The organism is Sphingorhabdus sp., from assembly GCF_044354325.1.
Lineage (GTDB): Bacteria > Pseudomonadota > Alphaproteobacteria > Sphingomonadales > Sphingomonadaceae > Sphingorhabdus_B.
In genome coordinates this window covers 1-10,995 of sequence record NZ_JBILAF010000071.1, presented here as the reverse complement: position 1 = coordinate 10,995, position 10,995 = coordinate 1, and the positions used below count along the sequence as shown (strand labels likewise).

Sequence of the window (10,995 nt, the reverse complement as noted above, 5' to 3'; positions counted from 1 at the left end):
TTGCTTTGCGCGTACACAAACATGCCAGACAGCGCGTTGCCATTGTTCCGGCTTTCATCGATGCGCATGGTCAAATTTTTGCCCACATTGTTGAATTCGCCGACCCGGACCTTTGCGCCAAAGGCGCCTGATCGCAGTTCGAAGCGGAGTTCTTCATAGAGATAGCGTGCGCTGGGCTGAACAAATCCGACAATAGCAAAATTGACCATAGCCAGCGCGATGGCCAGCAGGAAAGGCACGCGCAACAGCCGAAGATAGCTCATCCCCACCGCCCGGAAAATGTCGAGTTCGGACGATGTCGCGAGTTTGCGGAACGCCAGCAATATCCCCAGCAACAGCCCGATAGGGATGCCGAGTGACAGATATTCCGGCATCAGATTGGCGAGCATGCGCCAGACCACGCTGACCGGTCCACCCTCTGCGGCGACGAAGTCAAACAGGGTCAACATCTTGTCCAGCAGCAGCAATGATGCCGCGATTGCGAGCGTCGCCAGCAGCGGCAACATCACAAGCCGGAAGATATATCGGTCGGTGGCAGTAAGAAATTTCAACTTATGGTCGCCCTGTCACCCTAATTTGGCCGCAAACTGACCCGATAGACGCTTACAGGTTCAGGGGCAATATATCGATGGTATCGTTGTGAAGTGATACCGGATTTGCTGTTCCAGGAGTTTTGAGATGCATATATATTTTGTTCTTACATCTGCCGCAGCATTGGCGCTCGTATCGGGCGCCGCGGCTGCAAGCGAGGAAATAAGCAATGATTTGTCGCGCTGCGCCGCGGGCAAAGGCCCCGCTGTGCTGGTGAACGTGCAGGGCGTGACGGAAGCGAGGGGCAATGTTCGCGTGCAATCTTATGCCGCAACGCCCGGCACTTGGCTGGCCAAAGGCCGCTGGCTGCACCGCATCGAAAGCCGGGCGAGCGCAGGCAATATGAGCTTTTGCGTGCCCGTCCCCTCCGAAGGGAAATATGGCATTGCTGTGCGCCATGACCGAAACGGAAATGGCAAAACAGACTTCACGCAGGATGGCGGCGGTTTTTCCAACAACCCCAGCGTGAGCATTTTGAATTTGGGCAAGCCGTCGGTCAGCAAAGTTGCATTCGATGCGGGCCCCGGCGTCACGCGGATCACCATCAACCTGAAATATATGTGAAGGTAATGATTTGGCTTTAGTCGCGCTTCTTTCGAACCCCAATTCAACCGGCAACAGGTCGTTGTTGCCGGCGGTGCGAAACTATTGCGCGAAAAATCCTGATATATTCCATTACGAAGTCGAAGAAATTGGTCAGATCGCCAAAGCGCTCGAAATGATTGGCCGCGTGAAGCCAAAGGTGCTCGTTATCAATGGCGGCGATGGCACCGTGCAGTCCGCTTTGACTGAGCTCTACCATGGTGGACATTTTGAAGGGTCCCCGCCGCCCGTCGCGGTGCTGCCCAATGGCAAGACCAACCTGATTGCGCTTGATTTGGGTGCCGAAGGTGACCCGTTGGAGGCGCTGGCGCGTATCATCGACGTCGCAAAGGGCGATCTTTCTGAACATATTGTTGTCCGCGAACTGATTGCGTTAAGCGATGGCAGCGAGGGCGCGCGTCCGGTTCTTGGCATGTTCTTGGGCGGCGCAGGCCTTGCCGAAACGATCCTATATTGCCGCCACAAAATCTATCCGTTGGGATTGCCCAATGGCTTAAGCCATTTTCTGACGTTCATTGCCGTCATGTTTTCGGCCTTTGTCCGGGTGAAGGCAAGTTTCCTGCCGGAACGATCAAAGCCCGTCAGCATATCGTTTATCCGCAATGGCGAATTGCAGGGCACATTTTCGATTCTAATCGTCACCACGCTGGAAAAGCTGTTGCTTGGCGGACAGGCCGGCAAAACCAAACAGCGTGGCTTGATGAAGTTTATGGCCGTTGACCAAACACCATGGGCGATGCTGAAAATGATCGCGGCATCACTGCGCGGCAAATTGGGGCACACCCCCACAAGCGGTGTCCATTTCCAGCAAGGCGATGTCATCCGCATCGATAGCGAACGCAGCAGCGTCGTCTTGGATGGCGAAGTGTTCGAGGCGTATCGCGGTAGCCCGATCGTGCTTCGGTCAACGCCGCCTGTGCCTTTTCTGAAACTCGCTGCTTAACAAGCGGCAACGGAAACGGCTAAGGCGCAGATATGCTTTCGCTGACCCAGCTTGTGGCCGAGGAATTGGCCGTACCCGCGCAACAGGGCGCAAGCGACTTCGCTGCGCATATCGCGGCGCAATATGGCACGGCAGCGCGCGCCGTTCTGTTCTACGGATCGTGCCTGCGGTCGGAACAGCTTGAGGGCGAGATGCTGGATTTCTACCTCATCGTGTCCGATTACCAATCGGCCTATGGACCCGGCTGGCTCGCCACATGGAACCGCCGCCTGCCCCCCAATGTATTCCCGTTTCAACATGGCAATCTGGTCGCAAAGGTGGCGATTTTAAGCGAAGCGGACTTTCACCACCTCAACCGCCCGGCGGCGTCTGCAGTGTCGGTCTGGGCGCGCTTTGCCCAGCCATCGCGGCTTGTCTGGTGCGCGGATGAAGACGCACGGCAGTCTGCGGTTCTGGCGATATCGGGTGCCGCGCCGACCTTGCTGAATGCGGCACTGGCATTTGCTGAGCGCGAAGCTGATGTGCTCGACCTTTGGCAGTCGGGATTCCAGATGACATATAGCGCAGAGCTGCGCGCGGAACGCAAGGACCGGCCATCTTCGGTGATTTCGTTCGACCCCGATCGCTACGTCCGCTTTGGCCGGGCGGCATTGCAGCACATAACGATCGCACATGACGTGCGCGGCGACAAAATAGTTATCTTGCCCGACCCCGATGGCCACATCATTCAAGAAAAACGCCGTTGGCCTGCCTTACGTCGCCGTGGAAAGTTGCTGACCGTTGCACGGCTGGCAAAGGCGGCGTTCACTTATGCGGGCGGCATTGATTATCTGGCGTGGAAGATTAACCGCCACGCCGGAACGCAAATCATAGTCCGCCCTTGGCAGCGCAAATGGCCGTTGATCGCGGCGTTGTTTTTGGTGCCCAAGCTTTTGGCAAAAGGCGCCGTGCGTTAATCAAATGATCCCGACTGCCTTGCCTGCGCGTTCGAAGCGGCTGAGGATATCGGCAACCTGTTCGCTGCTATGTTCGGCACATAAAGAACAGCGCAGCAATGTCATCCCGGCAGGTGTCGCTGGCGGACGGGCGAGGTTTACATATAGGCCGTTCTCAAGAAGCGCAGCCCACATCATCGCGCCTTTTTCCAAATCGGGCATAATCACCGCAATGATCGCGCTTTGCGCATCGGGCGTGCCGAGTTTGAAACCAAGATCGCGCAGGCCCTGGTGCAGATTTCTGGAGTTTTCCCACAAATGCGCGCGCTTGTTGCCATTGTGCATCAACTTGCGAATGCTCGCGGCCGAACAAGCGACGACCGCTGGTGGCAATGACGCCGTGAACACATAAGGGCGGCAAACAAGCCGCATAATTTCAAACTTCGGATGGTTCGAAACGCAGAAACCGCCGACGGTTCCGACCGATTTGGAGAATGTGCCGATGACGAAATCGACATCGTCCAACACGCCCTGCTCTTCGGCCACGCCGCGGCCATTTTCACCGATGAAGCCCATCGAATGCGCTTCGTCGACAAGGATCATCGCACCTGCTTCTTTCGAAACGCGGATCATTTCCTTGAGCGGCGCAACATCGCCCAGCATCGAATAGACACCTTCAAGCACGACAAGCTTACCCGCATCAGCGGGCAGGCGCTTCAGCCGTTTTTCGAGGGCCTCGACGTCATTATGGCGGAAGGCCACAATTTCGGCATCGCCCATTTTGCAGCCGTCATAGATTGACGCATGGCTGTCGATATCCAGAATGATATAATCGCCCTTGCCCGCAATCGTGCTGATGATGCCAAGGTTCGCCTGATAGCCCGTGGAAAAGACCATCGCATGGTCCATTCCGTAAAATTCCTTCAACGCGTCTTCGCATTCCTTGTGGCCCTGAAATGTGCCGTTCAAAACGCGGCTGCCGGTCGTGCCTGCGCCAAATTCGTCCAAAGCCTGCTTGCCCGCGGCGATGACATCATCGTCAAAGGTCATGCCCATATAATTATAGGTGCCAAGCAAGATGGTTTCCTTGCCATTCACGACAGCAACGGTCGGCGATTTCACCTCTTCCATCACAAGGCTGAACGGGTCTTTTACGCCAGTGGCGAGCAAGCCTTCACGTTGCGCAATCAGGGCATCAAATTTGGAGAATAAGTCAGTCATGCACGTCTTCCGTTAAAATCAGGCGTCCGTTTGGATCAGGCTGCGGTCAGCTTGGTAACCGCGTCGACCAGTTGGCCGACATTTTCGATTTCCGCCTGTAAATTCATGCTGATGACGATGTCGAAACAGTCTTCGACTTCAGCGACAAAATCCATGACGGTCAGGCTGTCCCATTCCAAATCACCTGCAAAAGTGGTGGTCTCACCAACCTCGACACCTTTTTTGTTAAATGGCTCAATCAGGCCCTTTAGGCGATCAAACATTTCGCTGCGGTCGGTCATACGTAAATCCTCAAATTATGTGACGGGCAATGCGCCATATGGGCGCGCTATGGCAAGGGAATAAGGCAGTATGAGGGCAAAGCCATGCACCTACATCCACCCTTGCGCGCGATACCAGCTTGCGGTGTCTTTCAACCCCTTGGGCGTCGCGATTTCCGGCGTCCAAAGCTGGGGTGCGGGCGCGGCATCGCGATTGATTGTCCAGTCGGGGTGCGCGAGATAATTGGCACGGTCGGGCGTCAATTTCGCCTTTGCACCGCGCACCGCACGGTCGGCCCATCCAGCAAATTTCAGCAGAAACGCAGGCGCGTGCACCGTTATGACATCGCGCCCGACCGCAGCGCCAATCGCCTTGGCAAAACCGGCGTGGGTCCACCCACCCTTTGTTCCGTCATCCGCCTCAAACACGCATTTCGACACATTATCCGCCGACAGCAACGTCACCAGCAAGCGGGCGAGATCATCGACATGAATGACCGACACCCTTCCGCGCGGCGGCAGCAAGGCCCATCCTTTGGCGGCGATGCGGAACATATCGAACATTTCGGTGTCGCCGGGGCCGTACACTCCGGGTGGACGAATGACGGTCCAGTCGAGCGATGATGTGCGCACGAGCGCCTCTGCCGTGGCCTTGCTTGCGCCATACATCGAAAGCTCCGGATGGCGCGCAGCAAGCGAGGAGACGCAGACAAAACGGCTGATGCCGGCCGATTGGGCAGCGGCGAGGATATGGGCTGTGCCGGTAACATTCCCGCTTTCGAAGCCAGCAGCGTCGGGCGCATTGACCACGCCTGCGACATGCAACACAGCATCGGAACCTGTGCACAATTCGTTGAGGCTTGCGGTATCATTTAAGCTGCCATGAACCCAACTGACGCCCGCTTTTTTGTGCTGATCCCGCCGCGTCAGTGCGCGGACATGCCAGCCAGCGGCAATCAACCGATCCAGCGTGATCCGTCCGACAAAACCCGTCGCTCCTGTCAGCGCGACTGTTTTCACAAAAGGACCAACTGATCGCGGTGGACAAGGACGGAGCGGGGCACGGTGCCCAAAATATCCGCCAATTCGCTGGAACGATGGCCGCAGATGCGGGCGGCATCGACGGCATCATATTCGGACAGGCCGCGCGCGACCGCAACGCCGTCATCATCACTGATGTCGATGACGTCGCCACGTTTAAACTCACCCTCCACCGACAAGGCGCCTGCAGGCAACAAGCTGCTGCCCGAGCTGAGCGCTTTTATGGCGCCAGCATCGACGCGGATGCGGCCCTTGACGGTCAGCCGTCCGCCCAACCAGCTTTTGCGCGCTGATCCTCCGTCGCGCGGCGCAAAAAAGGTCGAAGGTCCGCCTGTTTCAAGTGCGGCAAGCGGGTGATCGCGAAGTCCGGAGGCGATGACCAGTCCAATGCCTGCGCGTGTCGCAATATCGGCGGCATCCAGCTTGGACGCCATACCGCCCGATCCCATGCCAGAGGATGAACCCTCAGCGACCATCACGCGCACGCGGCCGTCAATTTTTTCGATTGTCGGCAACAATGTCGCACCCGGCAAATGTGGCGCGCGGTCGAACAGGCCATCGACATCCGACAGCAAAATCACCCCACTCGCGCCAGCCGCCTGCGCCACGCGGGCGGCGAGCCGGTCATTGTCGCCAAAGCGGATTTCTTCGGTGGCGACGCTGTCATTTTCATTGATGACGGGAACGGCTCCTGCACCCAAAAGGCGATCCAGCGTGGCGGCAATATTCAAGTAGCGACGGCGATCCTCCAGATCATCAAGCGTCACGAGCATTTGCGCCGCAGCAAGCGACTGGGCGTCCAACAGCTCCGCCCAAATGCCCGACAGCACAATTTGCCCAACCGATGCCGCGGCCTGCGCATCGGCGAGGCTGCTGCGGCCGCCTTTTTCAAAGCCCAGACGGCGCGCACCCAATGCAATCGCGCCTGAGGTGACGATAACGATCCGCTGCCCGGCCTTATGCCGCGCGCTGATATCCGCAACGAGCGTTTCCAACCATTGCCGCCGCACATTCCCGTCGGGCTGCACCAGCAGCGACGATCCGACCTTGACCACCAACAGCGGGCAAGATGTCGGCAGGAATGCGGCGTTTAGATCGGCGACCATGTCCCGTCCTCGGTGATGCCATCGGCCTTTGCGCCTTCAATCCCGCTTTTGGCGGGCAGCGCTTCCAAGATCCGGTCGAGCACAAGATCAACGCCCTGCCCCGTCGCGCCGGAAATGGATATCACGTCCAAAGCGCCGGCTGCCTGCAATTGCTCGGCAATGTCGGCCATCAATTCGGGATCAAGCAAATCGCCCTTGTTGAGCGCAACAATCTGCGGCTTTTCATCCAACGCCGCGCCATATTCGCTCAGTTCGTCACACACGATATGCCACGCGGCAATGGGATCATCCTGCGTCGCGTCGATCAAATGGATGAGGATACGGCAACGTTCGATGTGGCCCAAAAAGCGATCGCCAATGCCAACGCCTTCGGCTGCGCCAGCGATAAGCCCTGGAATATCCGCCAGAACGAACTCGCGCGATTTATGTTCAACCACACCCAATTGCGGGCGTGTCGTCGTGAACGGATAATCGCCCACCTTGGCCTTGGTATTGGACACCTGATTGATGAAGGTCGATTTGCCCGCGTTGGGCATGCCGACAAGTCCGGCGTCGGCCAGCAATTTCAGGCGCAACCAGACATACATTTCTTCGCCCGGCCAACCGGGGCCATGCTGACGCGGCGCGCGGTTGGTTGAGCTTTTATACGATGCGTTACCGCGACCGCCATCGCCGCCGCGCAAGAACACAACGCGTTGGCCGACCTCGGTCAAATCGAGCAAAAGCGAGCGTTCTTCATCATCGGCCAGCACCTGTGTGCCCACAGGCACCTGAATGACCAAGTCATCGCCATAGGCACCGTGGCGATCACGGCCCATGCCCTGAATACCGCGCATGGCTTTGAAATGCTGCGCATAACGGAAATCGATAAGCGTGTTCAGTCCAGCGACCGCTTCAAAGATGATATCGCCACCCTTTCCGCCATTGCCGCCGTCTGGGCCGCCATATTGCACATATTTTTCACGACGAAAGCTGACCGCTCCCGGGCCACCGGCGCCGGAACGGATAAAGATTTTTGCTTGGTCGAGAAAATGCATGTGTTGGCCTTTAGGGGAGTATGGCGGTTTTTACTAGCGCAGTCGCTTCGATGCAAATGCACGACCCGAACCTGATTTGAGATATTTTTCGAATGCCACGGCTTTTTGAGGTTCATCGAACCAACAGTGGAAAACAAGCTTCCATGGTTTGAACTTCGACGTGTGGCTCGACTTTCCGGAATTGTGGTCGGCAAGACGGCTCGCAACGTCTGAGCACATCCCGGTATAAAACTCGCTCGGATGCGTTTCGCTTTGAATGATGTAAACGTGATGCGGCATCTAAAACAGTCCTCCTACGCCTGCGGCTTCGGCGGACAACCCTCGCTAAAACTCCGACTGGCCTGCCAGCCGTAGCTTTAGCGAAGGTTGGTGGAGCCTAGGGGAGTCGAACCCCTGACCTCTACACTGCCAGTGTAGCGCTCTACCAGCTGAGCTAAGGCCCCATCTGGCCGCCCGTGGGGCAGCCTTGGTGAGGAGCGCCACTAGCGGGCGCTCCTATATATTTCAAGTCCGAAGATTAGATGTCGTCTGGTTCGTCTTCGGTGCCAGCAACGCCGAGATCTTCGTCACCGCCAAGGTCGACATCATTGTCTGGCGATACGTCACCGTCAACGGCATCGACGTCAATGTCGAGATCGTCATCGGCCAGATCCGAATCGTCTTTCTTCTTTTCGGCTTCTTCAAACGGCAATGGCTGCTTCGACTTCAAAACTGGCTCAGGTGTCCACTGGTTGCCGCATTCAATGCATTCAACCGGCTCGTCCTTGGTCAGATCGTAAAAACGAACACCACATTTCGGGCAAGTGCGCTTGGTTCCCCATTCAGCCTTGATCATGGCGGGCTCAAATCCTTTTTAAACTGGCTTGGAAGGGCGATGCACATCTGTGAATCACCGTCAATTGGCGCGGCCTTTGCCACAGCGACGCGCCGCTGTCAAAAATTACTGTGGTCGTTGACTTGGCCACGCATCATCCGCAAAGCGCAAAACGTCATGCATAGCGTTCAACCCCGCCCCGCCAGTTTCCGTTCGCAAGGGCCGCTTCGCGGCACAGTGAAGGTACCCGGAGACAAATCCATCTCGCACCGGTCGCTGATGCTCAGCGCATTGGCCGTTGGCGAAAGCCGGATTTCCGGTCTGCTCGAGGGCGAAGACGTGCTGGCGACCGCCGCCGCGATGCGCGCGATGGGCGCACAGATCGAACGCACAGGTGAAGGATGCTGGACCGTCCACGGCGTTGGCGTTGGCGGCCTGATGCAACCCGCAAGCGCGCTCGATATGGGCAATAGCGGTACGTCGACACGCTTGTTGATGGGCCTCGTGGCCAGCCACCGGCTCACCGCAACATTCATTGGCGATGCGTCCTTATCGAAACGCCCGATGGGCCGCGTTATCGATCCGCTCAGCCAAATGGGCGCCGAATTCACCGCCAGCCCCGGCGGAACCTTGCCACTGATGGTGCGCGGCTTGGTCCCTGCGGTGCCGATCCGCTATCATCTGCCGGTCGCCTCTGCCCAAGTAAAAAGCGCCGTGTTGCTGGCCGGTCTTAACACACCCGGCATCACCGAAGTGATTGAACCCGTCCCCACGCGTGACCACAGCGAACGGATGCTGCGCGGCTTTGGCGCGGATCTGACGGTTGAAATCGACGCCGATGGTGTGCGCCATATCCGGCTTGTCGGCGAAGCAGAACTGAAGCCGCAGACGATCGACGTACCCGGCGACCCTTCATCGGCGGCCTTCCCGATTGTCGCGGCGCTCATTACCCCCGGCAGCGAAGTGACCGTGACGCATGTCGGCATGAACCCGACGCGCACCGGTATTTTCAAGATGCTGGAAGCGATGGGCGCTGACTTGACCTACGCCAACGAACGCGAAGTCGGCGGCGAACCTGTCGCGGATATCACCGCGCGCCATTCGGTTTTGCACGGCATCGAAGTGCCACCCGACATCGCGCCGAGCATGATCGACGAATTTCCCGTATTCTTCGTCGCCGCGTGCATGGCGCAAGGACAGACCATCACCAGCGGCCTCGACGAGCTGCGCGTGAAAGAGTCCGACCGGTTGGCATTAATGGCGACGGGCCTGAAAGCCATTGGCGCGCAGGTCGAAGAACGCGAAGACGGCCTTGTCATTCAAGGCACAAGCGGCGAACCGCTGGAGGGCGGCGCAACGATCAACAGCGCGCTTGATCACCGTATCGCCATGAGCTTTGCCGTGGCCGGACAGCATTGCTACCACCCCGTGACGGTCGATGATGTATCGCCCATCGCGACGAGCTTTCCGACGTTCGAGGCGATGATACACAATCTTCAGGTTGCACAGTGATTATCGCCGTCGACGGGCCAACTGCCTCGGGCAAGGGCACGTTGGCAAAGGCATTGGCCGCGCATTTCGGCCTGCCGTTTCTGGATACCGGCCTGTTGTACCGCGCGGTGGGTCGGCAGGTGCAATTACACAATGGCAACCCCGACGATCCGGCCGACGCTTTGGCTGGATGTGATTTTCCCGACAGCTTGCTTGATGACCCGATCTTGCGGAACGAAGAAGTTGGCGGGTTAGCTAGCCGTGTATCGATCCACCCCGAAGTGCGCGCGGCATTGAACAAGCGTCAGGTGGATTTTGCCAACCAACCCGGCGGTGCCTTGTTGGACGGACGGGACATCGGGACAGTGATCGCGCCGCATGCCGATGTGAAGCTGTTTGTAACCGCCCCTGCCGAGGTGCGGGCGCAGCGGCGTTATGCCGAAATGCAGCGGCACGGGATCGACGTGCGCTTTGCCGATATTCTTGCCGATATTCACGCCCGCGACGCACGCGACATGGGGCGGGCCGATGCCCCGTTAAAAGCCGCGCAAGACGCGCTATTGCTTGATACCGGCGATTTGACTATAGGCGGCGCCGTTCAAGCTGCGATTGCGCTGGTGGAGGGTAAACTCCGGCAGAGTTGAGTGGCGGGGCGTTTCAAATGAAGAACGCCGTCACCCTGAACTTGTTTCAGGGTCTATTTCGCCTCTACACCTTATGGTCTGTGTGGCACGATGGATGCTGAAATAAATTCAGCATGACGGATAAATGCTTTTGTAACGCGCTTAAAACGAACGCTTTATTGCTATTCGGGCAATAGGGCATTTCTGGTCAAAGACCGTCGGAACCAACCGACTGGCCGGACAAAAAGTACGTAAGGAAACTCTAACCTATGGCAACTTCGCCAAACCCGACCCGCGACGATTTCGCGGCACTTCTCGACGAATCACTTG

Annotated in this window: 13 protein-coding genes and 1 tRNA gene; 5 read left to right on the top strand and 9 right to left on the bottom strand. The window is 57.7% G+C overall.

Features of this window, described 5'->3' with window-relative positions:
- On the bottom strand, nucleotides 1-506 hold a 506-nt coding region (locus ACIQ0G_RS07600), incomplete at its 3' end, for an LptF/LptG family permease (RefSeq protein ID WP_397577382.1).
- Nucleotides 507-678: 172 nt separating this feature from the next.
- Between ACIQ0G_RS07600 and ACIQ0G_RS07595 the strand changes: the two genes are divergently transcribed.
- The 3 genes from ACIQ0G_RS07595 to ACIQ0G_RS07585 are packed head-to-tail and all read left to right on the top strand — an operon-like array spanning nucleotide 679 to nucleotide 3,093.
- Nucleotides 679-1,155: a DUF2141 domain-containing protein gene (locus ACIQ0G_RS07595; RefSeq protein WP_397577381.1), complete on the top strand. Its 477-nt coding sequence runs from the start codon at nucleotides 679-681 to the stop codon at nucleotides 1,153-1,155.
- A 10-nt stretch (nucleotides 1,156-1,165) separates the two neighbouring features.
- Entirely contained in the window at nucleotides 1,166-2,137 is a 972-nt protein-coding gene (locus tag ACIQ0G_RS07590) for a diacylglycerol/lipid kinase family protein (protein WP_397577380.1), read from the top strand.
- Nucleotides 2,138-2,169: 32 nt separating this feature from the next.
- On the top strand, nucleotides 2,170-3,093 hold the full coding sequence (locus tag ACIQ0G_RS07585) for a hypothetical protein (RefSeq protein ID WP_397577379.1): 924 nt from the start codon (nucleotides 2,170-2,172) through the stop codon (nucleotides 3,091-3,093).
- On the opposite strand, the gene spt is transcribed toward ACIQ0G_RS07585, so the two are convergent.
- The 8 genes from spt to ACIQ0G_RS07545 form a co-directional block, all read right to left on the bottom strand.
- Nucleotides 3,094-4,293, bottom strand: a complete 1,200-nt coding sequence (gene spt / locus ACIQ0G_RS07580) for a serine palmitoyltransferase (RefSeq protein WP_183939380.1) — start codon at nucleotides 4,291-4,293, stop codon at nucleotides 3,094-3,096.
- Nucleotides 4,294-4,328: 35 nt separating this feature from the next.
- A complete protein-coding gene (locus ACIQ0G_RS07575; protein WP_397577378.1) occupies nucleotides 4,329-4,574 on the bottom strand; it encodes an acyl carrier protein in 246 nt (81 codons plus the stop codon).
- Between the two features lie 90 nt (nucleotides 4,575-4,664).
- Complete coding sequence (locus tag ACIQ0G_RS07570) at nucleotides 4,665-5,573, bottom strand: NAD-dependent epimerase/dehydratase family protein (RefSeq protein WP_397577377.1); 909 nt, start codon at nucleotides 5,571-5,573, stop codon at nucleotides 4,665-4,667.
- Nucleotides 5,570-6,700: a glutamate 5-kinase gene (gene proB / locus ACIQ0G_RS07565; RefSeq protein WP_397577376.1), complete on the bottom strand. Its 1,131-nt coding sequence runs from the start codon at nucleotides 6,698-6,700 to the stop codon at nucleotides 5,570-5,572. Before proB ends, ACIQ0G_RS07570 begins: the two co-directional genes overlap by 4 nt.
- Nucleotides 6,685-7,737 carry a GTPase ObgE gene (gene obgE, locus ACIQ0G_RS07560; RefSeq protein WP_397577375.1) on the bottom strand — a complete coding sequence of 351 codons (1,053 nt, stop codon included), beginning with the start codon at nucleotides 7,735-7,737 and terminating at the stop codon, nucleotides 6,685-6,687. The genes proB and obgE overlap by 16 nt, the downstream gene beginning before the upstream one ends.
- Before the next feature lie 33 nt (nucleotides 7,738-7,770).
- Nucleotides 7,771-8,016 carry a GIY-YIG nuclease family protein gene (locus tag ACIQ0G_RS07555; RefSeq protein ID WP_397577374.1) on the bottom strand — a complete coding sequence of 82 codons (246 nt, stop codon included), beginning with the start codon at nucleotides 8,014-8,016 and terminating at the stop codon, nucleotides 7,771-7,773.
- 88 nt (nucleotides 8,017-8,104) lie between these two features.
- Nucleotides 8,105-8,180, bottom strand: a tRNA-Ala gene (locus ACIQ0G_RS07550).
- Between the two features lie 74 nt (nucleotides 8,181-8,254).
- A complete protein-coding gene (locus tag ACIQ0G_RS07545; RefSeq protein WP_125231048.1) occupies nucleotides 8,255-8,572 on the bottom strand; it encodes an FYDLN acid domain-containing protein in 318 nt (105 codons plus the stop codon).
- 156 nt (nucleotides 8,573-8,728) lie between these two features.
- On the opposite strand from ACIQ0G_RS07545, the gene aroA reads away from it, so the two are divergent.
- Together aroA and ACIQ0G_RS07535 are read left to right on the top strand one after the other, a co-directional pair.
- The gene (aroA, locus tag ACIQ0G_RS07540; protein ID WP_397577373.1) at nucleotides 8,729-10,063 is read left to right on the top strand and encodes a 3-phosphoshikimate 1-carboxyvinyltransferase; all 1,335 of its coding nucleotides are present in this window, start codon (nucleotides 8,729-8,731) and stop codon (nucleotides 10,061-10,063) included.
- Entirely contained in the window at nucleotides 10,060-10,686 is a 627-nt protein-coding gene (locus ACIQ0G_RS07535) for a (d)CMP kinase (protein WP_397577372.1), read from the top strand. The genes aroA and ACIQ0G_RS07535 overlap by 4 nt, the downstream gene beginning before the upstream one ends.
- Nucleotides 10,687-10,995: the final 309 nt, after the last annotated feature.